Here is a 24,985-nt window from a genome sequence, read left to right as displayed (position 1 = left end):
AAGGGGGCTTTGCTCACGTATGAACAAAGCCCCCTTTAGGGTATTTAGTATTGAATGAAGACTGGGTCTTAAACGTCAACCCCTTACCAGACGACTATCCGGTCCTTTTCGGGTTTGTACATTTTGTCGCCCGGCTTTACATCGAAGGCGTTGTAGAAAGGTGTGAAGTTCATCAGCGGCCCGTTTACCCGCCACTTGGCGGGGGAATGCGGGTTTGTGTTCACATACATGCCCATGTACGCATCTCTGGTTTTGACGCGCCAGATTCGGGCAATCGAGATAAAGAACCGTTGATCGGGTGTGAAACCATCGAGTTTGGCTGTGCTTTTTCCCTGCTCGGTCAGCTTGAAGGCATCGTAGGCAATGGCCACCCCGGCAATATCTGCCGTGTTTTCGCCTACGGTTAACGCACCTTTTACGTGTACCGAATCCAGCACGGTAAACTTGTTGTATTGATCAATCACCTGCTGGGTTCTCACCTTGAACTTGGCATAGTCCGATTTGGTCCACCAGTTGGTCACGTTGCCGACTTTGTCAAATTGTGCGCCCTGATCATCGAACGAGTGGGTTATTTCGTGGCCAATCACCATCCCGATGCCACCGTAGTTCAGTGCATCATCGGCATTCACGTCGAAATAAGGGGGTTGCAGGATGCCCGCCGGGAAAACGATCTCATTGAGCGGGGGATTGTTATAGGCCGTTACCGTGGGCGGAGTAGTATGCCATTCTGTCCGGTCGACCGGCTTGCCTACTTTCGCTATACTGTAGAGGTACTCATTTTTGTTCGCCGATAAACGGTTTTCAAAATAAGCGTCTCGTTTTACGTCTACCTGCGAATAATCGCGCCATTTATCCGGATAGCCTATTTTCTCGGTAAAGGCGTACAGTTTTTCTTTGGCCCGGCTTTTGGTCGAATCGCTCATCCAATCCAGTTTGGTGATCCGTGCTTCAAAGGCTTTTTTGAGGTTATCGACCAGCACCGCCATCCGTTTCTTGGCTTCCTCGGGGAAGTATTTTTTTACGTACAACTGGGCCAATGCCTCGCCAAGCGACCTATCGACCGCCTGCGTCATGTCTTCGGCGCGGGTTTTCTTAACTGCCTGCCCAGTCAGAATTTTGGAATACGCAAACGACGCATCGACAAACGGCTGGCTCAGGTACGTGGCAAAGTTGGTCAGGGCATGGGCTTTTAGATACACTTTCCAGTCTTCGATGGAAACGGTCGTTAACATCGTGTTCAGCTTGTCGTAGTACCCCGGCTGTGCGACGTTGACGGAATCGGCCTGTACGCCTAAGCTGGACAACAATGTCGGCCAGTTCAGGACAGGCTGTTTTTGAGCAAGATCGGCAACCGCCAGTTTGTTGTAGTTGGCCTTTACATCCCGGCGTTCAATATTGGTTCGGTGCGCGCTGGCCAGTTGTTTCTCAATGTCGTAAGTGACGGCGGCATTTTTCCGGGCCGTGTTCGCATCCGTTCCCGTTAGTTCAAACAGGCGGGTGAGGTAGTTTCGGTACGCTTTCTGAATCGAGCTGGTTGAGGAATCGGTCTTGAAGTAGTAATCCCGTTCGGGAAGGCCAATGCCGGTTTGTTCAAACTGGGCAATATTGATTGAACTCTGCTTGTTATCTGGCCCCACATCGAAACCAATGAAAGACTGATCACCGGACTTTTCTTCTTCCGCAACCAACGTTAACAACGAAGAAACGTCCGTTACGGCATCAATGCGGGCGAGCAGGGGTTTAATAGGTTCGTACCCACGTCTATTAATAGCGGCTACGTCCATGCCCGACGCATAAAAATCGCCGACTTTCTGTTCGATGCTTCCGGCCGGAAATTTCTTGGACGAAACGCTGTCCAGAATACCCTGCAACCGGATGCGCTGCGGATAGTTCATAAACGAATACGCCCCCACACCGGCCTGACTTTCCGGTATCTGGGCCGTATCGGTCCAGATGCCGTTGGCGTATTTAAAAAAGTCATCGCCGGGCTTTTTAGACGGGTCTACGCCCGTTATGACCACGCGTTTTGTTGTTGGAGAAGTTGTCGTTGGAATAGACGCTCGCTGACAGGCGACTGCCAGCAACAGGGCGGCAGGAAAATAGAGGAATCGTTTCATGATTTATCGGGAGAACGGGCGAAGGTACAGTAGTACATTCAGGGGAAAATCAAAAATAACCAGAGTTTCTATAATCCCACGAAACGCTGCCTCATAAATGCTTTCAGAACTGGATTCCTTGCATTCATGAATTACTCCTTAATCTTCATGCCGGGTATAAGCGGAACCGTTTCTACCAGTTTCAACGACGTAACCATGTCTTTGGTGCCGGTTTTGTATTTGAGGAAATGGGGTGTCTGAATATGCGCCTTGTAGGCCGCCGAATCCGCGTAGATTTCCAGAATGGTGATATGCGTAGGGTTATCTTTTTCCGACATGGCATATAAGGTCAATACGCCGGGCTCAAGGCGTATCGACGCGTCAATTTCTTCTTTTAGGGCCGCGTTATAGGCTTCCAGTTGAGCCGGATCGACAACGATTTGGGCCATTCGCACCAGTTGAGGTTTGGGTTGGCTGAACGCCTGTTCCGTTGATAGTGCCATGAGTAGACCAAGAACCAGCAGCCGTCCTGAACGGCTGAGATAAAGTATGCCTGACCTTTTTTCAGGAGTCAACAAGCTGTGTCTGTTTGCCATGATCGTACTCAATTACTATGCACCGTTCGATACTCATTGGGTGATTGACCGACCCGTTGCTTGAACAGTCGATTAAAGTGTTGAGGATACTTGAAGCCCAATTCGTAGGCGATTTGACTCACTGATTTCCCGGGTTCAAAAAGTCGTGCTTTAGCTACATCCATCACCTTCGACTGAATATACTCCTGCGCTGTTTTACCAGACTCTTTTTTTACCAAATCACCAAAATAATTGGCCGACAAGTTCAACTCTCCAGCACAATAGGCTACGGATGGCAACCCAATCATTTGTGGTTTATCGGTTTGAAAGTACTGGTTCAGTAATACCTCGAATCGTTCCAGAACGCCCTGATGCACCGTATCACGGGTGATAAATTGCCGATCGTAAAAACGGACACAATAATTCAGCAACAGTTCGATGTTGGAGACAATCAATCGCTTACTGTGCTTGTCGACGGCATGCTCCAATTCATAATCGATTTTCGAAAAACAGTCCAGTACGATTTTTCTCTCCCGCTCTGATAGATGCAGGGCTTCGTTGGATTGATAACCGAAGAAGGAGTAATCCTGAATATGCCGTCCCAGCGCAGTACCGTGAATCAGATCGGGGTGAAAAACAACGGCATAGCCTTTGGGCTGATAGACCTCTCCGGCATTTTCAACGCTGATTACCTGCCCGGGGGCAATGAATACCAACGTGCCTTCCTGATAATCGTAGGTATGCCGACCGTAGCGAAGATCACCGCATTTCACATCTTTTAATAAGATGGCATATAACCCATAATGCATGGTCGAAATCTGCCTTGGGTTGGCCTTCGACATATCGATTACACTCACTAGGGGATGACGTGTTTCTGTATTGTTGAATATATTGTACTCATTTACAGTCTCAAATCGTCGCAGAAGGTTCATAGCGTGGGTTATTTTAACAAGTTCAAAATTAGCGCTTTAGTTGGTTTTTGCGGACTCTCTCTGCCTGAACCAGTAATATTGGTAGTATAACCCGTAATTTATATACAACCCGGCCAGAAAGAAGTAAAGACCTTTGTACAAGGAAAAAGGCGCAGACGACAGATCAAGTTTGATAACGACTGTTCTCTAACCCCCCTTGTTGAAATGAAGTCAATAACTAATCATTTGCCTGGTATGCAAAAAAGAACGTTAGGAACCAATGGCCTGGAAGTATCATCCCTTGGACTGGGCTGTATGGGCCTTAGCTTTGGCTATGGTCCGGCCACCGAAAAGGGAGAGGCTATTAAACTGATTCGGGCCGCCGTTGAGCAGGGTGTTACCTTCTTCGATACGGCCGAAGTGTATGGCCCCTATACCAATGAAGAAGTGGTTGGTGAAGCCCTCGAACCGTTCAAAGGCAAGGTAGTCATTGCTACTAAATTCGGATTCAATTTTCAGGATGGGAAACAGGCAGGTCTAAATAGCCGCCCCGAGAACATAAGGGCCGTTGCCGAAGCATCACTAAAACGACTAAGTATCGACGCTATCGACTTGTTTTATCAGCATCGCGTTGACCCCAACGTACCGATTGAAGACGTGGCCGGGACGGTACGCGACCTGATTCAGGAAGGGAAAGTAAAGCACTTCGGTTTGTCGGAAGCGGGCGTCAACACCATTCGCCGGGCTCATGCGGTGCAACCTGTGGCAGCTCTGCAAAGTGAATATTCCCTCTGGTGGCGCGAACCGGAAGCGGAAATCCTCCCGACACTGGAAGAGCTGGGTATTGGCTTTGTGCCCTTCAGCCCACTGGGAAAAGGATTTCTGACGGGTAAAATCGACGAGACAACGGCCTTCGACAAAACCGATTTCCGCAACACCGTTCCCCGTTTTTCGGAAGAAAACCGAAAAGCGAACGTAACATTGGTCGAATTGCTTGGTAGCATCGCCAGCGAGCGTGGGGCCACACCCGCTCAGATTGCGCTGGCATGGCTGTTAGCCCAAAAGCCGTGGATTGTGCCTATTCCGGGTACCACAAAAGTACACCGGCTGGAGGAAAACCTTGGGGCTGTTACCGTTACACTGAGTGCCGACGATCTCGCATCCATCGCAGCGGCTTTGTCCACCATTGACGTGCAGGGCGGGCGGTATTCCGAGCAGGCGCAGAAGATGATTGACCGGTAGGAGCACGCAATTGTTAAGCGAAGACTACAGAAACACCCTTTATGAAAATTTTTCTGGTGCTGGGACTTTTTGCGTCCTGCTTATCCAACGACCTATGGGCTCAATCATCCATGAAACCAACAAATCAAAGCGCTACACAAACCAGCCAGAAACTGAGTGCCAGCCAACAGGCGATTGTTACCGTTTCGGCCTTCATGGCCCAGGGAAATATACCTCAGTTGACGAAAGCCTTGAACACCGGTCTGGATGCCGGTTTGACAATCAGCGAGATCAAAGAAATCCTGGTACAGCTATACGCCTACGCCGGATTCCCCCGCAGTCTGAACGCCCTGCAAGCCTTTTCGGACGTGCTGAAAGAGCGAAAGCAACGGGGTATCAACGACCCGGTCGGCAAAGAACCGTCGCTCCTGCCAGCGGATACGAACAGACGACAGTTTGGCACAGACAATCAAACAAAGCTCATCGGAATGCCAATAAAAGGGGGACTTTTTGAGTTTGCTCCGGCTATCGACCAGTTTCTGAAAGAACACCTGTTCGGCGATATTTTCGGTAGGGATAACCTCGACTGGAAAACCCGCGAACTGGCCACCATTTCGGCGCTGGCCAGCCTGGGCGGTGTAGATAGTCAATTGCGCAGCCATTTAAACATCGGTATGCATAACGGGCTCACCGAGGGCGAGCTTACGCACCTGGTCGCGATCATTCAAACCAGCGTCGGCGAAAAAGAAGGGGCCGCAGCAAGCCAGGTATGGCAAGCGTTGCGCAAGGAAAGAGCTGGCAACCCGTCGACAAAGTAACTAAATGAATTGTGAACAAAGAGGGGCTAGGGAGCCAACGTACGGAATAACCGGAGTTCATCTCGTCAACAGATAAAGATTGTTAACCACAAAGACGGTCAGCCGTTGCGGCACAACGGCTGACCGTCTTTGTGGTTAACAATCTTTTTATCGAATCATCTCACCGGCCATTAATGAATACACTGATAACCAATACCCAAAACTCAATACCCCTGATTCTGCGGGAAAGTCGTTTTGTTATTGTACGTGTCGATTTCTGATTGCGGAACCGGATACAGCGTCCGGTAAGCAGGCATGGTAATACCCGTTACTTTAATGGCATCAACAGCTGTTCCAGTGCGAATCAGGTCGAACCAGCGGTCGTTCTCCAGCGCCAGTTCCAGTCGGCGCTCGTTGATGATCGCCGTACGGAAAGTGTCTTTGGTAGTCAGTTGCGCACTCGTGTAATTAGGTACACCCGCCCGCGTACGAACCAGATTGAGCGTACGGAAGGCCTCAACATCGGCCTGATACCCCACTTCGTTCAGGGCTTCGGCATACAACAGCAGCACATCGGCGAAGCGCAGCACCGGGAAGTCGTTGCCCACGTCGTTCGTACCCGACAGCTCGTCGTAAAACTTCCGGGGTACGGCGTTGATACTGGTTGGCACCGGTACCTGAACCGTTAGCGGAAGCCGCTTGTCAGCAGGTAAATAAGCCGCCCGCAATGAAGGTTCGATGTTGTCGCCAATGCTGGTTCCGTACCAGGACCCGTGCCCTTCACCCTGCAAACCACCTTTCCTGAACTTCACCGCGAACAACATCTCCGCATTGTTCTTGTTGCTGACCAGAAAAACATCGGCCACATTAGGCAACAGTCGATAAGTCGTTCCGTTCACCACATCGCGCAGTGTCGACACGGCCAGATCGTACTTTTTCTCCGTCACATATACCTTTCCCAGCAAGCCTTTGGCGGCACCGGACGTAGCCCGGCCAACGTCCACACCCGTGTAGGTGGCGGGTAAACCGGTAGCCGCATCGGTCAGGTCCTTTTCAATCGCTGCGTAAATTTCGGTCACCTCGTTTCGTACAAACGACCGGGCTTCAGTTGTTGAACCGGCTTTCAGCACGAGCGGCACCCGGCCCCACAACCGAACCAGGTTGAAATACGACAACGCCCGGATAAACTGAGCTTCGCCTTTATAGCGGGCTTTCAGCGTCGCGTCCATCGACACGGCATCGATTTTGTCCAGAATCAGGTTGCAGCGATTGATGCCGGTGTACAGACTCCCCCACGTATCCCGCAGTACCGAGTTCGTAGTCGGCTCAATAAAGCGGTCGATATTGTAACGCAACCCGGCGCTCGACGATGGGTCGTTGTCCAGAACATTATCACTCCGGGCCTCCACGATTGTGTTGTAATCGCCCCCGTACTGACTCGCACTCTGGAGCGCATCGTAAGCACCATTGACCGCGTTGCCGAAGTCGTTGGCAGTTTTATAAAAATTATCGGCGTTGGGCTGCGACAGGGGTTTTAAATCCAGAAAGTCTTTCTGGCAAGCCGAAAGCCCAATCATGCAGGCTAATAAAACGGTTATCTTTTTCATAACTAGGGCTAGAAGGATAGGTTGATGCCAACGGAGGTGGTACGGGGTAATGGGTAGGTGCCATAATCCTCACCCGACGACAGGGCACTGTCGGGGCGGCTGTTTACCTCCGGGTTGTAGCCGAGGTATTTAGTAAATGTGAACGGGTTTTGGGTGGTCACGTACAGGCGGGCACGGCTCAGGCGGATTTTCTGAAGCAGTGCCGTTGGCAGCGCATAGCCAAGGGTAATGGTCCGGATACGCACGTACGAGCCACTTTCAATGTGCCAGGTCGAGATTTCGCCGTTGGAGCCGGACGCCAGACGGTTCGCCCGGTTCACTAGTCCGTTCCCCGGATTGTCGGGCGACTGCCAGCGTTCCAGAGAACCCCGGAACAGGTTGCCGTTGCCCTCCATGTTATAGATGTAACGCCGGATCAGGTTCAGGATTTTATGTCCCTGAACGCCCTGAATAGCAACGCCCAAATCGAAGCCCCGGTAAGCGAAGTTATTAGTCAACCCAAAAGTAAACTTCGGGAAGTAACTGCCCGTAATGGCCCGGTCGCTGCTGAAGTCGATTCTCCCGTCGCCATTATTGTCCCTGAATTTAAAATCGCCGGGGCGGGTGGTCGTGGTGTGCGGATAGGCGTCTATTTCAGCCTGATTTTTAAACACACCATCATTGATCATCGTGTAGTATTCGCCAATAGGGCGTCCAATCTGGGTGATGAACTGGGCACCGGCCACACCACCAGCCACAATAATCGGATCGCCGGAGGGTCCGAGCGCGATCACTTTGTTGCGGTTGGCAGCAATGTTGCCACTGGCCTCCCAGCGGAAACGCCCGAAAGTCTGGCGGGTTCCCAGCGTGAGTTCAAGGCCCTGGTTGTTGACTTTGCCAATGTTCTGTAACTCCGTACTAAAGCCCGACGCACGCGGTACGGGTACGTTCAGGAGCAGGTCGGAGGTACTGGCGTTGTAATAATCGACCGTCAGGTTCAGGCGGTTACGCAGGAAACTCACATCGAAGCCGATATCGAACATGGCCGTTTTTTCCCACTTCAGCTTGTCGTTGGCCGAATTGGTGGGTGCCAGTCCGCTCACAATGGTTTCAGGGCCGAGAATGTAATTCTGATACCCCAGCAAACTGACCGAACCATAGTTTGGAATCTGGAAATTACCTGTCAGGCCGTAGCTGGCCCGCAGTTTTAAATCGCTCAGCCAGGTAGCCGATTTCAGAAACGTTTCCTGCGAGACATTCCAGCCCGCCGACACCGACGGGAAATAACCCCAGCGGTTAGACCGCCCAAAGCGCGACGACCCGTCGGCCCGAATAGCCGCCGACAGCAGGTACTTCCCGTTGTAATCGTACTGAACCCTACCTATATACGAGAGCAGCGACCACTCCTGAATATCGGAACTCCCGGACGAAACCTGCCCGGCATTGAGCGTCTGCACCAGATCGTTCGGGAAGTTGGTAGCCGTCAGTTCATTGGCAACCCGACGGTCTTTCTGCGACGAGAAACCCGCCAGTGCCGATACATTGTGTACGCCAAACGACCGGTTATAATTCAGCGTATGCTCAACCAGCCAGTTCACGAAGTTCTGCGCTCTGGAAAAACCGGTGGGCACAGATGCCCCTTTTCGATCCCGGATTTCGAGCGTCGACGGCCGGTAATAATCCCGCTGAAAGCTATTGATATCGGCCCCCAGACTCAGCCGGTACGACAGCCCTTTCAGAATATCATACTGTGCGTAGGTGTTACCCAGCACCCGCAGTTGACTTAGCTTATCGTTCACCTGGTTGGCAATTGCCACCGGGTTCAGGATAGACGTAGCGCCGTATCCCCAGCCGTTGTTCCCGAAATTGTAGGAACCGTCGGTGTTATAAACCGGAAAGATTGGCGCCATTTGCAGCGCCAGACCTACCACGCCTTCGCCCAGATACGGCCCTTCGGCCTTGATCAGATCGTGGTACGAATAAGTTGGATTGAGGTTTACGCCCACCGTAAGCCGTCCGCTTTTCACGTCGACATTGGCCCGTGCGCTGTACCGTTTGAAACCCGAGTTAATGACCACCCCCCGCTGGTCGAGGTAGTTGCCCGACACATAGAATTTCACATTTTCTTTTCCTCCCGAAATGGAGATGGTGTGATTCTGAATCGGTGCCGACCGAAAGATAGCATCCTGCCAGTCGGTATTCGTCAGGCCCGGCTGTCCGGAAAGGTAAGGCACAATTTCGGGTTGAATGAGCGTACTGGGCGCACCCACACCCCGGCTTCGAACATCGTTGGCGTCCGTTGGTTTCCCGGTCGGATTTCGGTCGATGTAGGCGTTGTTCTTGGCTTCGTAGCTTAGTTGGGCATACTCGTAAGCATTGAGCATGTCGATTTTTTTGGAAACCTGCTGAACGCCGAGATAGGAGTCATAATTCACCACCGTTTTACCCTCCTTACCCCGTTTGGTAGTTAGCAGCACAACACCATTGGAACCACGGGAGCCGTAAATAGCCGCTGCCGAAGCATCCTTAAGCACTTCAATACTTTCAATATCATCGGTATTGAGGGTACTGAGCACGTTAATTGGGTTGTCGGGAAACTGCGTGTTGGTACCCCCGGTGGCAAACTTGGTATCGCGCGAGAGCGGAATCCCATCCACCACATAGAGCGGGTCATTACCAGCACTGATCGAGCCCGTACCCCGCACCCGAACTGACAAGGCAGCACCCGGAGCACCAGACGTTTGAGTGACCGTCACCCCGGCAATTTTTGCCGCCAGCGCCTGATCGAAACTAGCCACCGGCTGATTGGCCAGATCTTTAGCCTTCACAGAACCAATGGCCGTAGTAACGTCACGCCGGTTTTGCACCCCGTACCCTACTACAATCACTTCGCTCAGCGCGTTATCCGAACTACTCAGCTTCGCATCGACCACGCTGCGGTTGCCAACTGTAACTTCTGTGGGTTGATAGCCGATGAAGGAGAAAATCAGCACTTTACCCGTAGCTGGCAACGAAATCTGGTACTTTCCGGCCGCATTGGTAGTCGCCCCAACGTTGGTTCCCTTAACCTGAACAGTTGTACCAGCCATAGCCTCACCGGTAGTAGCATCGGTTACAGTACCTGTAATGATGGATTGTGCATAGCTCAGCTGTATGGCGAACACAAAAAGAGGTATGAGCAACCACTTCCAACGTCTGTTCCTGGCATAATCAGGTAATGAATTCATCATAGCGAGTTAGTTTATTAGATATACTGGCGCTTCTGATTTAGTTAAAACAGAGAGGGTTGGTTTAACCAGCCAGAACAGCGCCTTACAATAATATCTATAACTCGCTTATTTTCGGGGCATTTTCTACTTAAAATGTAGTTTATGTATTTTTAACTATTTTTTATAAAAATAATTACATATTTACGTATAGATAATTATTACTATTGATGTTTCAGGAATGGCAAAAGGACGCTAAGACGACATCTATCTGTTAGCTTCATTCAAAGCCAGCACACCGACCTCACCGTGGGTCTTCCAATCAAAGCCTGGTATTTCATTTACGGTTACGGGCCTCTTTAACCATCAGATACAACAGAAGGAGCAGACATATAGGAAACAAATAAAATGAATCTATATATCCGAGTAGACTAAACGGCATAAATATCCCAGCCACGAGCAATGTAATCACCAAAGATTTAGTCATGATAAATACCATGAAGGAAGGTGTAGGCGTTCGTTAAAGGTAAATTAAAAGGGCTATTGGCTTTTCTATTTTTATATAGACGGCAACCATTATCCACATACGCGTTTCTTAACCTCCCAAACCCGTCATTATAATTCGGCAGGAATAAATTCGTCCCGGGGATAGGTATATGAACTAATATTCCCTTACTGTACTCACAAAAAACCATTTCAGACTAGTAATCACTCTAGAATTCAACTAGGCTAAAAATAAAATATACGGATACTAGCAGGACATTAAATAACTTTTTTGAGAACTTTTAGTATTTCAATAGAGTATATAGGATAAACTTTACCATACAATCAGTTTTGTTGGTACACATCGTAGCCTGAATGTATTAACATATATCTTTGAACGAGTTAAATATGCTTCATAAATAGACTAATGAGCAAAAGAAAGTATAAATCCAGCAAAGTATATTCTGATCATAATCAGCACTTAACGATCATAACCTTTGAGCAGTTGCTGGCTCATTACAGAAAAAAGGTTTGGGAGCTGGCTATAACGCCTACCCTTATAGGTACCAATTCATACTCCAATTAACAGACACTCAACACCCATCGAAGTGGTTATAGGCAAAGCTACTGGAGGTTGAGCAGAGGCTCATAACACTGAATAACGCTTTCATAAATCAAGGGTAAGCTGCCCATTTTCAGGCCGCTCTCCCGACTGTAGGTTCGATAACGAAACGCCCAGTAGTCGAACACCTTTGGGTAGCGGAAACAGAGTTGCTAATAGATCCAGGGCAATCTGTGTCAGCGTAGTTTTACTGGAAAGTAAACCCAATGTCGTGCGACTGCGCGTAATCTGCTCAAAATCGGCGTACTTCACTTTTAGTGTGAGGGTTCTTCCTCGCACAGCTGTTCGTTCACAATAACTCCATACACTCTCGACCAACGGAATCAGCTGATCAATCAAGTGGGCCTGTTCTGTTAAATCGTCTGCAAAGGTATTTTCGGACCCGACCGATTTACGGATTCGATTGGGGGTTACCGGCCGGTGGTCAATAGCCCGTGCAATACAGTAATAATGATGCCCCACTTTGCCAAAATGCCGGGTGAGAAATGCTTCGGTCTGCCCCCGCAAATCCAAACCGGTATAGATGCCAAGTTGATTCATCTTTTCGGCGGTGACGCGGCCAATGCCATGAAACTGACCAACCGTTAACCCCTCCACGAAACCCGGCCCCTGCTGCGGCTTGATCACATACAAGCCATCCGGTTTGCGGTAATCAGACGCTAGTTTAGCCAGAAATTTATTGTACGAAACACCCGCTGATGCGGTTAGAAGAGTCTCCTGTTTGATTTGCTCTTTAATGAGTTGGGCAATCTGGGTAGCCGATGAGTTGGCTGGTAAGTCATCGGTAACATCAAGATACGCTTCATCCAGCGAAAGCGGTTCTATGAGATCGGTATAGCGGGAGAAAATAGCCCGAATCTGATTGGAAACGGCTTTATAAACGTCAAAACGGGGTTTAACGAACACTAAATCAGGGCACTTTCGCAGGGCTATGGACGAGGCCATAGCCGACCGGACACCAAACTGGCGGGCTTCGTAGCTGGCCGCTGCCACCACCCCCCGCTGGCGGGAGCCCCCAACGGCCAGTGGCCTGTTTCGTAATTCAGGATTATCACGCTGCTCAACGGATGCATAAAAGGCATCCATGTCGATGTGAATAATCTTTCTGTTTTCTGGCTGCTTCACGACTCGCTCCCTAAAGAACGCTAATTTACGACCTTAGCCGCTTCCATTTTGCATCCACTACCCTATTTGAATGATAGAATTTATACAAATTCAATTACCAGTTCGCCCGGCGAAGTTTATCTGGTTCCAAAAGCCGGATTCCCGCGCTGCTCATTTCAATTAGTCCGTCGTGCTTAAATTCAGTCAGGATTCGAATCAGGGACTCCGTCGCCGTACCAATAACAGCCGCCAGATCGTCGCGGGATAGCTGAATAGGTGGTACCGGCTCACCGTCTGGCGACGTGCCCAGTCGCAGAAGTGTATCGGCCACCCGACGGCGCAGGGAGCTGTAGGCCATACTCAGCAATTGCTCTTCTTTACCACTGATATGGTCCGCCAGCAGATGCACAAACTGACGCCCGGCTTCAGGCTGCGCGGCCAGAATTTGCAGGAATTCATTTTTCGGAATATAGATCAGTTCCGCATCATCCAGCGTAACCGCCGAATCCGTATAATTTATATTCTCCAGCAATGCCCGGTAACCGATAAAACTGTTCGGACCAAACAGATCGGTCACCAGTTCCTTACCGTCGTTGCTGGTGCGGACAATTTTAACCCGACCGCTTTTTAGGAAATAGAGCCGCGTCGGTTCATCACCATCGGTATAGATGAATTGCTTTTTGGGTACCCGGTGTAACTTACGATCGGCAATCAGTGCCTGAAACCATCCGTTCGACGGTGTTTCTCCTGACGAACGGGCTGATCCCTCCTCCGTCGTACCGCTGTCTGACAAAAGCGTTGTAAATCGGTTTAGCCGACCTTCAATAGCGCTCAGTAGCTCACTTTCGCTGAACGGTTTGGTCAGGTAGTCATCGGCACCCAGGTCCATACCCCGCCGGAAGTCATCCCGTTCCGATTTAGCCGTCAGAAAAATAAAGGGAATTCCGGTGAGCGCGGAATTTTTATTGACGATATGCAAAACGCCGTACCCATCCAACACGGGCATCATAATATCGCAAATGATCAGGTCAGGACGGTCCACCAGCGCGAGTTCAACCCCTGCTTTACCATTGTTAGCCGTTATAACCCGATAACCGGAAAGCTCCAGGATTTCTGCCGTATTTTCCCGGATTATATCATTATCTTCAATTAGCAGAATAGTTTTCATGAGGGAGTAAAATAGTTACGGTCGTTCCTTCACCTAACTGACTTGACAGTTCGATTGACCCATTCAACAGTTCGATGTACTTGGCAACGATATGAAGGCCAAGACCGGTACCTTCAAAATTGGTGGCATTTTTAGCGCGAAAAAATCGTTCAAACAGCCGCTTCTGGTCGTCTTCCGATATTCCGATCCCTTCGTCACTGACGATAATTTGTACCCTTTTATCCCGGACGTAAACTTTCAGCTCAACTGTCTTATTTTCAGATGAGTATTTGATTGCATTAGAAAGGAGGTTAACGATTATCTTCCGAATAAGTGATTTGTCCGTCAGAACGGGCTCCGGACAGTTGAACTCTGTCTGGATTCGCTGGCCTTGTTTCAGCATATCCTCCAAATCGATCATGGCGTCATTGAGTATTCTGGGTAACTCAACCCATGACTTTCTGGGCTCGATACGTCCTTCTTCCAGTCTGCCTACCGATAAAAACTCTTCCAGAATATCGTTCAGGTGGTTTACAGACGATCGGATTCGTTGAATGTGCCGGAGTCGCTTTTCCTGCTGCTCGATGCTCGGGTATTTTTCAACCAGCGATGCCGATGTGAGAATGGCACTTAGGGGCGTTCTAAATTCATGAGAAGCCATAGATACAAAGCGAGATTTCAGTTCGCCCAGTTCACGCTCGGTAGCCAGTGCCTTTGCCAACTCGTTTTTGGACTGTTCGAGTTGGTTTAATGTCGCCATGAGGGCGCTCGTCCGGTTAACTACCTTTTGCTCCAGTTCACTATTTAGCTGCTCAATTCGCCTTTTCTGTTCAAGCAGAGCGTGTTCAGCGTCCTTTTTAAAGGTAATGTCCAGAATATAGGCTACGACAAATAAGGAATCCGACTGGTGGAAATAGCTAAGACTTATCTCGGCCGGAAAAACGGTATCGTCTTTACGGCGGGCATACAGATCACGGCCGTGGCCCATAGCCCGGACTTGTGGATCGGCCATAAAATTGGCCCGCAACTGTTTGTGTCGGCTGGTAACCGTCGAAGGCACTAAGGCATCAATATTGAGGCTACTCATTTCTCCCTGCTCATAGCCAAATAGACTACAGGCAAACCGGTTTGCCGACATGATACGCCCCTGTTCATTGGAAACAATGATGGCAATGGTAGCATGTGAAAAAACAGCCTCAAACGAGTCGCCGGACATAACAGTTTACTTGTTTCTGAATGCAAAGTAAGTACGTGGTCAGGCTGCGTACCTGAGTAGAATCAACTTTTAGACTGATCTATCTCAACAACCGTCATTTTATAAACAAGCAATTTTACAGTCATCAACCGGCAAATTGTTATGTTAACTCATTCTGCACTGCCAAAAGTGGCATCCCAACGACCTGTCTTGCTGGTAGTTATACCTTCAGGGGTGGGAAAACGGGCTGAAGTGGATCAGGTAATGGAAACGATTCAGACAGGATTGGATCCAGCGGTTCAGATTATGCGAATTACGGATACCACTCACCCTGAGGTTGTGCGCAGCTTTAATTTTAGTGCCTTACCAGCTTTTGTTCTTTTGCAACAGGGCCAGGAATTATGGTGGCACACAGGGCAGATTGATAGTCCCGATATTTTTCACGAATTGTATCAACAGGTCGAAATCGTCCTTCATAAAACCACTAAAGGCTTACAAGCATGACACACACTGCCCAAACGATTCCATCAGATTTACTCATCACGACCACCAGCTGCCATCAGGATAATCAGCACTGGAAACAGATCATCCGGCAGCAGGAAGAAGAAATTCTCCAGCTTCGTGCTCTTTTACACGATGTTATGGAACAACACAACTGCCGTAGTCTTCGGTACGATGCCGTCGATTATTACCGGGCGCTGAATCACCTTCAGGGAGATATTAATCAGCTTCGGCGGGATATAATCTGCGAGAGTAATGAGTGCATCTACCACGCCAAAGATGCGTCCTGCAAAGATGCCAGATATGGTCTGTCGGCCACTATTGAACGACATGCTACGCATGTAATTAATGAGTTCACGCGGGTTAAAGATGGTTGTCTGCAATTTTTATCAGGCATGATGAGCCTGAACCTGATGTAGACCTGTCGTATTAATAAGAGCAGCTATGTCATTTTTGACTATAGCCTACACCAAAAAGCACTTTATCAATTGCTGAATTCCTACAGAATCTCAGCGTTCGATAAAGTGCTTTTTAACGCCATTTAGGGTTGGCTCACCTGAAAAGGGAAGGAATAGTCGGTAATGGGAATGATTAGCTGGCCAGGAAATTAACGGCCTGTTTCAGCACGCGTTCGTTATGATTTTCGGGGTCGTTATAGGAACGCTCGCCTACCTCAATGGTCAATTCTTTGCCGAGCAGTTGCTTGGTATCCAAATCTTTGCCTTCCTGAGCGGGTATACCTACCATGTCGAACAGGCTGATGATGGCTGGCATGCCCGCCTGCGACTGGTAGAACCGGTGCGACACGTAGCCGTCTTCGTTTTCGAAACGTACCGCAAAAAATGGAATGCCTTTATATTCACTCGTACCTTCTTCAATGTCTGTGATGGTAACCTGTTGACGACCATCTTCCAGCAAGGTCTTGTCCTGACCTTTCTCTATTGCAATTTTCATAGCGCTGAGTGTATGTTTTATCTATATCATATAACTGATAGCATTATCATTTGTTTGTGATTTAAGGAAAGAAATTTAGAGATTTAATGCTAACCAGGGCTAATAGGTTCTTAAACAGACAGGTAGACACTATGCTTTAGTTATATTATATAAATTGAAAAAGTAATTAAAAGTCGGTACAGACCGACGATTTACGGGTCAAATACAGAAGGACGCCTTGCTGTATTTAAGGCAGTTCAGTACGCAAACACACAGAAAAATAATAACTTTGGCTATATGGAAAACACGCCCGAGCAGCAACCCGATCCAGAAAATCAGGCCTCACAGCAGGTAGTATGGCTTGAAAAAGCCAATGATTTTTTGGAAACCTGCGACAGAATCTCGACCGGCTATGAAAGCGGGCTTTATTGGGATGATGTGCAACGGGCATTACGCATTGCCGCCGGACTGGAAAAGTGGCCCGACTGATTCCGGCCACTTCATCGACATCAATGGGCCAGTAACCACTCCCGCACCCGCGGATTGAAGTCGTCGATGCACTCCCAATGGAAGGCATGACCGGCGTCGTCATACAAATGCAGTTCGCTGTTCGGGATAGCCCCCGCCACTTCTTCGGTCATCCAGATGGGGGTAAAAATATCCTTTCGGCCACCAATCACCAGACAGGGCTTGTCAATCGACGGTAAATCGGCCAGGGTATTGTGAGTGATGCAGGCTTCGGCTTGTCCTTCCAACCCGTGTAGTGGCTGCGGCATCGGGTCGATAGCCGCCTGCTGCCGCCCGTCCAGAAGGCCCGCGAATGTGGCGTCATCGTCCCAACTACGTTTGGCGTAAATTAGGAACTGGATATAATTCGCAAATTCTTCGGGACGGAGCCGGGCCTTGATGGTAGCCATGTGCCGGAAGATGGCTTCAGCGGTACGGTCGCAACGAGCCCACGGACATAACAGTACCAGTGAATGCACTTTGTCGGGGTGCCGAAGCGCCAGTTGCTGGGCAATGGTGCTGCCCATAGATACGCCTGCTACCCGTACTTTTCCCAGTCCAAGCTTGTCGATGAGTCCGGCATAGTCGTCGGCCATTTGGGCGGTCGTGTACGGTCCCTCGGGCTTGTCGGACCGGCCTACGCCCCGGTTATCACCGAGAATACAGCGAAAATGATTTTGCCAGTCGTCGGCATGTTTTGCCCAAACGGAGCCGGGGGCAGTGATACCCATAATCAATAACAGAGGCTCGCCACTCCCCCGCTCTTCGTAGTATAAATTGATGCCGTTGGTTTCTACGTAAGGCATGTTATTTCGCTTGTGATGTCGGTTTCTTAAAACCGATCGTAAATTGAAGAGAATGAGGTTTTGAGAAACCTCGCTTGTCAGGTGTGAGCACCTGACACCACTCTACTACTCAACCACTCAACTACTCCACGGATTACTACACCGAAGGAAGCAGGGTTTCGTATACCCAGCGACCGTCGTGCAGAGTAACGCCGTCCGGGTCGTCCATGGCTTCGGGGCCTTCGTCTTCGCAGATGATCCAGCCGTCGTACTCCTGCTCGATCAACCATTGGGTGATGCTCACGAAATCAACTTTCCCCTTCCCTAACAAGGCGAATTCAGGTTCGCCATTCCAGTCTTTGTAATGCACCAGATTAATGAGCGATGCATATTCTTTCATCTTGGTGAGCGGGTCCATACCGCCGTTGATGAGGTGACCCACGTCCGGTGTCCAACCCGTTACCGATGCATCCAGCGATTCGAGGATGACCCGGTAATCTTCTTCCGTGCGCGTAATGGACGAATGAGGGGAGTTGGGGTGGAAGCTGCACGGTACGCCCTGATCGACCGCCCGTCGCGACACGCGGTTGACGATGTTGACCAGATTCCGTCGGCGGGTTTCGAGATCATGCCGCCCCGTCGGTTTCTGCACGGTGCAGAGCAGCGCCCCCGGAAAGTGTTTTAGCAGAGCAATGGCCCGGTCGGCTTCGTAACGTTCCTGTTCGGTTTCTTCGGTACCGTTCCAGTCGAGGGCGAGGGCAATGGCGGCTAACTCAACACCCTGTTCGGTTAGTTTCTGACCAAGACTTTCCGGGTCGGGCAAATCGCCCATCCAGTTAAAAATGGGTTCGATACCCGCAAAACCAGCCTGCGCCGTAATGTCGATCATGTGTCCCAGCCGGTTGGCATGGGTCAGACCGTTGTTGTTCATGAACCAGGTGTACGCTTCAGCACCGAAGCGAAAAGAAACAGGAGATGACATAATTAGGTGTTAGCGTATTTAGCCTGCATGGCTTTGATGAATTTAAGGCCGTTTTCGGCGATGTCCCACGGTTTGCTGAACTCCCGCCAGACATTGATGGAGTTGGCAAAATTGATGTCGTTGCGCGTAAACGCTTCGATGGTCATCCAGCCGGAATAATTCAGTTCGGAAAGCGTCCGGAAGGTGTCATCCCAGGGGATATGGCCATCACCGGGTGTACCCCGGTCGTTTTCGCTGATGTGTACGTGGGCCAGCACGGGGGCAATGGTCTTTATGGCATCGGGAAAATGTTTTTCCTCCATGTTTGCGTGGTGGGTATCGAACATGGCCCGCACATTGGGGTGATCGGCCTTGCGCACCAGCTCGACCAGTTGGCTCATGGTGTTGCAGAGGTAGCACTCAAACCGGTTGAGGGCTTCGGGAGCCAGAATGATATTTGCCTGTTTGGCGTAATCGCCCACGGTATGCAGCACCTCCGCACTGTAGGCGTATTCCTCGGGTTGCGGCTCGCGCCGGGAGAAGGTAGCAAACGCCGAGTGGAACGGCCCGCAAATGACCGTTGCCCCCAGCGCATGCGCCCGGTCGACTACACCCTTCAACTGAACGACCGCCTGTTCGCGCACCCTGGCCGATTCGCTGGCGGGGTTCTCGTCCGGCCCGACAACGGTAACGCAGGTACTTTGCAGACCCAGTTGCTTGAGGTGGTCGCCAAATTTCTGATAGACACTAACGTCCTGCTGGTCAATAAAGCATTCAACGCCGTCGTACCCGATCGTTTTCAGCCGTTCGGCAATGGGGTTCATTTCTTCGGATATGGCGGCTGTCCAGACTAACAGATTGAAGCCAATCGGTGCCCATTGGCCAGCCGACATACCCGATGCAGTGTTCGATAAAGACATAAATAAAGGTATTAATTATGGGCAATCGGTTAGCAGCAAATTACCCCACCCCAACCCCTCCCCCTAGAAAAAAGGGGAGGGGCTCCGTAATGGGTTACTCTTTTTTAGCCCGGCAACGGCCGACCGTCTCCCCTTTTTTCAAGGGGAGGGGTTGGGGTGGGGTAGAATCCATTTACCTGTTCCCGTCAACTATTTAGTGCTTGCCGACTTAACTCCGTCTTCGGCACCCATCGGGTGCTCTTTGAGGAGTTGAGTTGGCGAATAAAAATCCAGTTTCCGTTCCGTAGCGGCACGGACTTTCTTTACCGTAGCAGGGCTAACCGCCGAGGCTTTGTTGCCAAACGCGTTTCGGACGTAGGTCAGCACGGCGGCTACTTCGTTGTCTTTCAGCAACCCGCCGAAGGGCGTCATCGGTACTTGTCCGGGGTAGTTTTTACCGGCCACCTCGATGGGGCCCATTACGCCTTTCAGCACAATTTTGATCAGCCGCTCTTCGCTGCCCGTTACCCAGGGTGTACCGCTGAGGGGCGGGAATCCGGAAGCGGCCAGCCCTTTCCCGTCGGGCTGGTGACAGGTGGTGCAATAGCCTTCTTTGGCGTAAATCTGCCTGCCCAGATTGAACATAGCCAGTTCCTGCCCTTTCAGCGACGATACCTCCTGGACCTCTTTTTCTTTGGGCACATTCATATCTTTCAGGTGAGCTACCGCCGTTTTATGGGCGTGGATCATCCAGTCGTCGAGCGGTTTCTTTGCGGCTTCGGCCAGAATAGGAAGTCCTTTTTCCTTACCGATCCAGGAAGCGGCTACGATGGCGTCGAGTCGCACGCGGCTGTTCTCATCGCGAGCCGCCTGCATCAGCAGACTGGCCTGGTCAGGCACCTGATGTCCGGTGTAGCGAACCACCTGAACGGCAGCCGCACGAGCGTGGTAATCCTTCGCGTTCAGCAGCTGACGGAGCAGCGTCTGGTCCACTTTATTCATGCCCCAGCTCACCCAAAGGCCTTCCAGCAGGTGATGTTCGTAGCGGGGGTCTTTTTTGTCGAGTCCGGCTACCCAGGTTTTCAGCTTGGCGAGTACCTCGGTTGCGTTGCGGCCCCGGAGTTCGCGTCGGGTGCGGTAACGGGTGCGGTATTCAGGTAATTTAAGGTTGTCCAACAGGGTTTCTACCGAAGCACCGTCAATTTTAGCGGGCGTCACGAGCGGACGCGAAGGGTACGTAATCCGGTACACACGGCCCCGCGAGTGGTCGCGCAGGGGGTCGCGGGCGTTGTGCTGCATATGCCCAATAAGGATGTTGTGCCAGTCGATCAGGTACAGCGACCCATCGGGAGCAAACTCCATATCGACGGGGCGGAAGTTGCGGTCGTCGCTCACCACCAGATCCATCCGGTGCTTGCTTTTGTAGCCCGTACCATCATCAACCAGGGTGTGTTCTTTCATTCCCAGGAACCCAATGGTGTTGTTGATCAGGAAATCGCCCTGTAGCTCATCCGGAAAGTGGCGACTGGAAACAAATTCCAGCCCGGACGTTGGCCGAACGCGGTGGGCTTCTTCAACTAACTGCACCGATTTATGGGTGGCCTCACCGTAACGGGGCAACACCGTGCCGGGCATCATCCACCGAACGTCGGGGCTGGATGTTTCGGCAAAAAAGGGCTGTCCCCAATCGTCGAAAGCAATACCCCACGGGTTCGGAATCGAGAGCTGAGCCGTCCGTTCCAGTTTATGCAGTTGTGGAGCGTACCGGTAGAAACCGCCATTGGTTGCCCGAACGGGGCCATACGACGTTTCGACATTGGTATGCAGGAAAACGCCCTCGCCCGAATAAATCGCGCCCGATGGGTCGACGCAGAAGGCGTGGCTGTTGTGGTGGGTGTCGTGGTCATCGTAACCGCTCATCAGGATTTCAACCTTGTCGGCTTTGTCGTCTCCGTTCGTATCGGTGAAGAGTTTGAGGTTGGGGCCCTGGGATATGTAAACCCCTTCTTTGGCGATTTCGAACCCGAGCGGCAGGTGCAGATGGTCCGCAAAAACGGTTTGCTTATCGGCTTTCCCGTCGTTGTTGGTATCTTCCAGAATCAGGATTTTGTCGTTGGGTTTGGGGTCGCCGGGTTTGTAGTGCGGGTAACTTGGCATGGCTGCCACCCAGAGACGCCCTTTGTTGTCGAACGACATCTGCATGGGTTTCGCCAGATCGGGAAACTCCTCTTCCGACGCAAAAAGCTCGATTTTATAGCCCTGTGGCACCTTCAGCTTACTCAATGCTTCTTTTCCGCTGAGGTAGGTCAGGCTCCCGTTTTTCTCCGGGTTGAAATTGGTTTTCACCTCGGGCAGCTTTCGGGTACGCACATCGGCAGCGGCAATATCAATCGTTTGCCCTTTGGTAGCGGCCAGCCACACGGCGCTATCCCGAATGGCGGTCATCTGCCGGATCTTCTCAATTTCGGCGGGGTAGTTGTCGGGGCCAAAGGGGTTGTAGCGACGCCCGTAGACGTGAACGCCGTTGGGGATTTTGTAATCATTGTGCCACATCCAGTTCTTCTCCATCACCGCATCGTGTACTAATTTCCGGTTGGCTTCCGCTTTGGGCGCTACCTTGCCAAACACCTGATCGGCCAGGAGAAGACCCAGCTTTTTATAACCTTCCTCATTCAGTTGAGAGCCGTCGATGGTCAAGGGCTCTTTGGTGGTATTGTACCATTGCTGCGACGGGGTAAAGGCATCGACAAACAGCACTTTGTTCTGCTCGGCCACTTCCTTCATGGCTTTAGTATAGAGCAGGATGTTGGCGTTCTCTTTCTTGCCGTTCGGCAGGTCGAGGGTAGCCGATAAATCTTCGAACGCAATGGGCGACACGATGGCCAGTTGCGGGGCCGTTTTGCCATTGTATTTCTGGCTCAGCGTGTGTTTGATGAACGCATCGAGTTCAGCTTTGTAGTTGGCCAGACCGGCCGGTCCCTGGAAGGATTCGTTATAGCCGAAGAACGAGATAATAATATCGGTTTTGAGCCGGGTCAGCCATTGGTCGGGCGATTCGAACTCACCCTGGCTGTCGGAAGGATTGGCGTATTCGGTCTGGAAACGCTCGGCACCCGGAAACGCCCAGGGCGAGAATCGGCTCGACCGGGGCCGGAAACCGGGGGTATCGCCGGGGTCGCACATGTTGCGGATGTAGAGCAGACTGTCCGGATAGCGAACCTGCATCTCGGTTTCAAACTGGTCGTAGTTCATCATCCGCGACCCCAGATTGTTGCCAATCAGCATAATGTGAGCCTCTTTTTTGAGCTTCAGCGAATCCGATGCGTAGAACTTAAATGCACTGATACCCAGCCCTAACAGGCCCAGTACGGCAAGCAACGCGTAGATATTGGTTTTCCTGCTTACAAAGGCTTTCATAGAAGTTAGGATTTACTGGGATGGCCATAAGGAACGTCGATCGCTAATTTACCTTTCCACCGTTTGGGAATTGGCTTGCCAAGCTCCCAATGAATGGCGTTGATGACCAGGCGCTGAAACGACTCCACCTGAAAATCTTCGGGATGACCCAGGGTCGTCATGAAGGCTTTGCCGCCCCACTGATTTTTCCAGGTCCAGGCAACGGGGTTGTCGATAGCGGCTTTATCGGGGTTGACCGATTTCCCCATCAGCAGGGGCACCGCTCCTTTCGCCGGATAATCGGGTAAGACGCGGTACAGCCAGGAAGCCGCATGAAACGAGGGAGATACACCCGTTAGAATCGGATTTTTGGCCGCTTCGGGAATAATGGTCACATCGGTCGTGCTTTTGTGCCCGTAGTGCGTATGCTGGGCTTTACCACCCCAGCCCGGAGGAGCTCCAAACGCAAACTCACCGAACGCATTCCAGCGTTTGCGGTCGTCACCGTCGGGGTAGTTGAAGGCGTGGGTCGTAGTTCGGAAGCCCATAACCGGTTTCCCCGACTTCAGGTAATCGTCGATATACTGGAGTTGCTCCTTAGGCAACAGCCGCCAGCGCAGAAAGAAAACGGCCAGATCGGCTTCTTTCAGCACCTCCAGACCGGGAATGTCCTTTTCCGCGTTGTAGTCGGGATAGGCTTTCAGGACTTTCGTCCGCATACCGTAGTTTTTTTCCAGTTCCTCGGCGATGTACGGGAGGGTAAGTTCACCACTGTACTCATGGTCGCCGGTGACGAATACCACGTATGGTTTATCCGCCTTTTTACCGGTCAATTCCGAACGACTGGCGAGGACTTCGCCTATACTCAGGGTGCCAAGTGCCAGCAGGCTGGCAGCGTGTTGAAGAAAATCTCGGCGGTTGTTTTTCATGCGGGGCTGTTGGGTTGTAGCGGGTCAGGCTTCTCTTCTAAGGATGTTCAGCGCAAAATTTACTTACCTGTTAGTGGGCAATCTTAGCCAAGCGACACCATGGCTTTAATGACACCATTGGCAGGGTCGAGCCAGCTATCGAACTCTTGCACGATCTTATCGAAACCAACGCGGTGGGTGATGTAGGTGGTTGGTTTAACCAGTCCTGCTTTCATGGAGGTAATGACATGATCGAAGTCGGCGCGGGTGGCGTTGCGGCTGCTCATCAGGGTAGCCTCCCGTTTGTGCAGTTCCGGGTGGCTCACGCTGATGTCGCCTTTCTGCAAGCCTACCAGCACGTAGCGTCCCGTATGCGCCAGGTACGAAAAAGCGGTGTTAATGGCGCGTAAACTGCCGGTAGCGTCGATGACCACCGTAGGCATATCGCCATTGGTGATAGCCGCCAGCTGCTCCATAACATCCGGCGACTGGGCATTGATAGTATGATGAACGCCCAGTTGCGTTCGGCAGAAGTCCAGCCGATTGGCGTTGATGTCCAGCGCGATGACCGTTCCACCGGCAATCCGGGCGAACTCCATCGTGCCTAACCCGATGGGTCCTGCACCAACGACGAGCACGTTTTCGCCCGGCTGAACATCGGCCCGACGAACGCCGTGCGCCCCGATGGCCAGGGGTTCTACCAGCGCCAGTTCGTCATGCGATAGCCCCTGTCCATGCACCAGCGTCTGCACCGGAACGGAATAATACTCGACCATGCCGCCGTCGATATGCACGCCAACCGTCTTCAGCCGAACGCAGCAGTTTGGCTTGCCGGTTCGGCAGGCAATGCAATACCCGCAGTTGAAATAAGGCAGAAAGGTAACGGCCTCCCCTATCGAAAAGCCGGGCGCATCGTCGGCATCGACCAGATCGGCCGCCAGTTCGTGGCCCAGAATGCGGGGGTATGTAAAATAGGGCTGTGTGCCCTCAAACGCGTGTAAATCGGTGCCGCAAATGCCAATCCGCCGGATTTTAATTAGGGCATGTCCCGGCGTAAGATCCGGCTTTTGCACTTGCTGATACGCCAGTTGTCGGGGCGTTACACACACTACAGAATCCATCATAACAAGTTTAGTATTTATATAAACTGAC

20 protein-coding genes are annotated in these 24,985 nt (G+C 51.2%); 5 read left to right on the top strand and 15 right to left on the bottom strand.

What is annotated here, in order from left to right:
* Positions 1 to 83: 83 nt before the first annotated feature.
* The 3 genes from CRO74_RS04945 to CRO74_RS04935 form a co-directional block, all read right to left on the bottom strand.
* Positions 84 to 2,117, bottom strand: a complete 2,034-nt coding sequence (locus CRO74_RS04945) for a M13 family metallopeptidase (RefSeq protein WP_097124885.1) — start codon at positions 2,115 to 2,117, stop codon at positions 84 to 86.
* Between the two features lie 131 nt (positions 2,118 to 2,248).
* Positions 2,249 to 2,599, bottom strand: coding sequence for a putative quinol monooxygenase (locus CRO74_RS04940; protein WP_245877763.1), 351 nt, complete (start codon positions 2,597 to 2,599; stop codon positions 2,249 to 2,251).
* A 101-nt stretch (positions 2,600 to 2,700) separates the two neighbouring features.
* Positions 2,701 to 3,603 carry a helix-turn-helix domain-containing protein gene (locus tag CRO74_RS04935; RefSeq protein ID WP_097124883.1) on the bottom strand — a complete coding sequence of 301 codons (903 nt, stop codon included), beginning with the start codon at positions 3,601 to 3,603 and terminating at the stop codon, positions 2,701 to 2,703.
* A gap of 234 nt (positions 3,604 to 3,837) precedes the next feature.
* Between CRO74_RS04935 and CRO74_RS04930 the strand changes: the two genes are divergently transcribed.
* The gene (locus CRO74_RS04930; protein ID WP_097124882.1) at positions 3,838 to 4,824 is read left to right on the top strand and encodes an aldo/keto reductase; all 987 of its coding nucleotides are present in this window, start codon (positions 3,838 to 3,840) and stop codon (positions 4,822 to 4,824) included.
* Between the two features lie 41 nt (positions 4,825 to 4,865).
* A complete protein-coding gene (locus CRO74_RS04925; RefSeq protein WP_218840203.1) occupies positions 4,866 to 5,621 on the top strand; it encodes a carboxymuconolactone decarboxylase family protein in 756 nt (251 codons plus the stop codon).
* A 203-nt stretch (positions 5,622 to 5,824) separates the two neighbouring features.
* On the opposite strand, the gene CRO74_RS04920 is transcribed toward CRO74_RS04925, so the two are convergent.
* The 5 genes from CRO74_RS04920 to CRO74_RS04900 all read right to left on the bottom strand — a co-directional run bounded on the left by CRO74_RS04920 (position 5,825) and on the right by CRO74_RS04900 (position 14,964).
* The gene (locus tag CRO74_RS04920) at positions 5,825 to 7,207 is read right to left on the bottom strand and encodes a RagB/SusD family nutrient uptake outer membrane protein (protein ID WP_097124881.1); all 1,383 of its coding nucleotides are present in this window, start codon (positions 7,205 to 7,207) and stop codon (positions 5,825 to 5,827) included.
* Positions 7,208 to 7,215: 8 nt separating this feature from the next.
* A complete protein-coding gene (locus CRO74_RS04915) occupies positions 7,216 to 10,416 on the bottom strand; it encodes a SusC/RagA family TonB-linked outer membrane protein (protein ID WP_097124880.1) in 3,201 nt (1,066 codons plus the stop codon).
* Between the two features lie 1,126 nt (positions 10,417 to 11,542).
* Positions 11,543 to 12,583 (bottom strand): DNA polymerase IV, encoded by a 1,041-nt coding sequence (gene dinB / locus CRO74_RS04910; protein ID WP_394341885.1) that lies wholly within the window; start codon positions 12,581 to 12,583, stop codon positions 11,543 to 11,545.
* Positions 12,584 to 12,716: 133 nt separating this feature from the next.
* Positions 12,717 to 13,769, bottom strand: coding sequence for a response regulator (locus CRO74_RS04905; protein ID WP_097124878.1), 1,053 nt, complete (start codon positions 13,767 to 13,769; stop codon positions 12,717 to 12,719).
* A complete protein-coding gene (locus tag CRO74_RS04900) occupies positions 13,747 to 14,964 on the bottom strand; it encodes a PAS domain-containing sensor histidine kinase (protein ID WP_097124877.1) in 1,218 nt (405 codons plus the stop codon). The genes CRO74_RS04905 and CRO74_RS04900 overlap by 23 nt, the downstream gene beginning before the upstream one ends.
* Positions 14,965 to 15,105: 141 nt before the next feature.
* Here CRO74_RS04900 and CRO74_RS04895 point away from each other — a divergent pair, with 141 nt between their 5' ends.
* Positions 15,106 to 15,447: a thioredoxin domain-containing protein gene (locus tag CRO74_RS04895; protein WP_097124876.1), complete on the top strand. Its 342-nt coding sequence runs from the start codon at positions 15,106 to 15,108 to the stop codon at positions 15,445 to 15,447.
* Complete coding sequence (locus tag CRO74_RS04890) at positions 15,444 to 15,863, top strand: hypothetical protein (protein WP_097124875.1); 420 nt, start codon at positions 15,444 to 15,446, stop codon at positions 15,861 to 15,863. The genes CRO74_RS04895 and CRO74_RS04890 overlap by 4 nt, the downstream gene beginning before the upstream one ends.
* 172 nt (positions 15,864 to 16,035) lie before the next feature.
* On the opposite strand, the gene CRO74_RS04885 is transcribed toward CRO74_RS04890, so the two are convergent.
* Positions 16,036 to 16,398: a hypothetical protein gene (locus CRO74_RS04885; protein ID WP_097124874.1), complete on the bottom strand. Its 363-nt coding sequence runs from the start codon at positions 16,396 to 16,398 to the stop codon at positions 16,036 to 16,038.
* Between the two features lie 276 nt (positions 16,399 to 16,674).
* Between CRO74_RS04885 and CRO74_RS04880 the strand changes: the two genes are divergently transcribed.
* A complete protein-coding gene (locus tag CRO74_RS04880) occupies positions 16,675 to 16,866 on the top strand; it encodes a hypothetical protein (RefSeq protein ID WP_097124873.1) in 192 nt (63 codons plus the stop codon).
* 20 nt (positions 16,867 to 16,886) lie between these two features.
* Here the strand turns inward: CRO74_RS04880 and CRO74_RS04875 are convergent, their stop codons facing one another.
* The 6 genes from CRO74_RS04875 to CRO74_RS04850 all read right to left on the bottom strand — a co-directional run bounded on the left by CRO74_RS04875 (position 16,887) and on the right by CRO74_RS04850 (position 24,954).
* Positions 16,887 to 17,690, bottom strand: a complete 804-nt coding sequence (locus tag CRO74_RS04875; RefSeq protein ID WP_097124872.1) for an alpha/beta fold hydrolase — start codon at positions 17,688 to 17,690, stop codon at positions 16,887 to 16,889.
* Positions 17,691 to 17,826: 136 nt separating this feature from the next.
* Positions 17,827 to 18,651, bottom strand: coding sequence for a sugar phosphate isomerase/epimerase family protein (locus tag CRO74_RS04870; RefSeq protein WP_097124871.1), 825 nt, complete (start codon positions 18,649 to 18,651; stop codon positions 17,827 to 17,829).
* Between the two features lie 2 nt (positions 18,652 to 18,653).
* On the bottom strand, positions 18,654 to 19,550 hold the full coding sequence (locus CRO74_RS04865; protein ID WP_179830121.1) for a sugar phosphate isomerase/epimerase family protein: 897 nt from the start codon (positions 19,548 to 19,550) through the stop codon (positions 18,654 to 18,656).
* Between the two features lie 189 nt (positions 19,551 to 19,739).
* Positions 19,740 to 22,946, bottom strand: coding sequence for a PVC-type heme-binding CxxCH protein (locus CRO74_RS04860; RefSeq protein WP_097124870.1), 3,207 nt, complete (start codon positions 22,944 to 22,946; stop codon positions 19,740 to 19,742).
* Positions 22,947 to 22,951: 5 nt separating this feature from the next.
* Positions 22,952 to 23,854, bottom strand: coding sequence for a ThuA domain-containing protein (locus CRO74_RS04855; RefSeq protein ID WP_097124869.1), 903 nt, complete (start codon positions 23,852 to 23,854; stop codon positions 22,952 to 22,954).
* A gap of 83 nt (positions 23,855 to 23,937) precedes the next feature.
* Positions 23,938 to 24,954 carry a zinc-binding alcohol dehydrogenase family protein gene (locus tag CRO74_RS04850; RefSeq protein ID WP_097124868.1) on the bottom strand — a complete coding sequence of 339 codons (1,017 nt, stop codon included), beginning with the start codon at positions 24,952 to 24,954 and terminating at the stop codon, positions 23,938 to 23,940.
* Positions 24,955 to 24,985: the final 31 nt, after the last annotated feature.

This window comes from Spirosoma fluviale, assembly GCF_900230225.1.
Classification (GTDB): domain Bacteria; phylum Bacteroidota; class Bacteroidia; order Cytophagales; family Spirosomataceae; genus Spirosoma; species Spirosoma fluviale.
This window is presented reverse-complemented; position numbering and strand designations above follow the sequence as displayed.

Bases quoted from the DNA above. Each gene is read 5' to 3' on its own strand.
- CRO74_RS04945 (WP_097124885.1), bottom strand. From the start codon at position 2,117: ATGAAACGATTCCTCTATTTTCCTGCCGCCCTGTTGCTGGCAGTCGCC.
- CRO74_RS04940 (WP_245877763.1), bottom strand. From the start codon at position 2,599: ATGGCACTATCAACGGAACAGGCGTTCAGCCAACCCAAACCTCAACTG.
- CRO74_RS04935 (WP_097124883.1), bottom strand. From the start codon at position 3,603: ATGAACCTTCTGCGACGATTTGAGACTGTAAATGAGTACAATATATTC.
- CRO74_RS04930 (WP_097124882.1), top strand. From the start codon at position 3,838: ATGCAAAAAAGAACGTTAGGAACCAATGGCCTGGAAGTATCATCCCTT.
- CRO74_RS04925 (WP_218840203.1), top strand. From the start codon at position 4,866: ATGAAAATTTTTCTGGTGCTGGGACTTTTTGCGTCCTGCTTATCCAAC.
- CRO74_RS04920 (WP_097124881.1), bottom strand. From the start codon at position 7,207: ATGAAAAAGATAACCGTTTTATTAGCCTGCATGATTGGGCTTTCGGCT.
- CRO74_RS04915 (WP_097124880.1), bottom strand. From the start codon at position 10,416: ATGATGAATTCATTACCTGATTATGCCAGGAACAGACGTTGGAAGTGG.
- dinB (WP_394341885.1), bottom strand. From the start codon at position 12,583: ATGGATGCCTTTTATGCATCCGTTGAGCAGCGTGATAATCCTGAATTA.
- CRO74_RS04905 (WP_097124878.1), bottom strand. From the start codon at position 13,769: ATGAAAACTATTCTGCTAATTGAAGATAATGATATAATCCGGGAAAAT.
- CRO74_RS04900 (WP_097124877.1), bottom strand. From the start codon at position 14,964: ATGTCCGGCGACTCGTTTGAGGCTGTTTTTTCACATGCTACCATTGCC.
- CRO74_RS04895 (WP_097124876.1), top strand. From the start codon at position 15,106: ATGTTAACTCATTCTGCACTGCCAAAAGTGGCATCCCAACGACCTGTC.
- CRO74_RS04890 (WP_097124875.1), top strand. From the start codon at position 15,444: ATGACACACACTGCCCAAACGATTCCATCAGATTTACTCATCACGACC.
- CRO74_RS04885 (WP_097124874.1), bottom strand. From the start codon at position 16,398: ATGAAAATTGCAATAGAGAAAGGTCAGGACAAGACCTTGCTGGAAGAT.
- CRO74_RS04880 (WP_097124873.1), top strand. From the start codon at position 16,675: ATGGAAAACACGCCCGAGCAGCAACCCGATCCAGAAAATCAGGCCTCA.
- CRO74_RS04875 (WP_097124872.1), bottom strand. From the start codon at position 17,690: ATGCCTTACGTAGAAACCAACGGCATCAATTTATACTACGAAGAGCGG.
- CRO74_RS04870 (WP_097124871.1), bottom strand. From the start codon at position 18,651: ATGTCATCTCCTGTTTCTTTTCGCTTCGGTGCTGAAGCGTACACCTGG.
- CRO74_RS04865 (WP_179830121.1), bottom strand. From the start codon at position 19,550: ATGTCTTTATCGAACACTGCATCGGGTATGTCGGCTGGCCAATGGGCA.
- CRO74_RS04860 (WP_097124870.1), bottom strand. From the start codon at position 22,946: ATGAAAGCCTTTGTAAGCAGGAAAACCAATATCTACGCGTTGCTTGCC.
- CRO74_RS04855 (WP_097124869.1), bottom strand. From the start codon at position 23,854: ATGAAAAACAACCGCCGAGATTTTCTTCAACACGCTGCCAGCCTGCTG.
- CRO74_RS04850 (WP_097124868.1), bottom strand. From the start codon at position 24,954: ATGGATTCTGTAGTGTGTGTAACGCCCCGACAACTGGCGTATCAGCAA.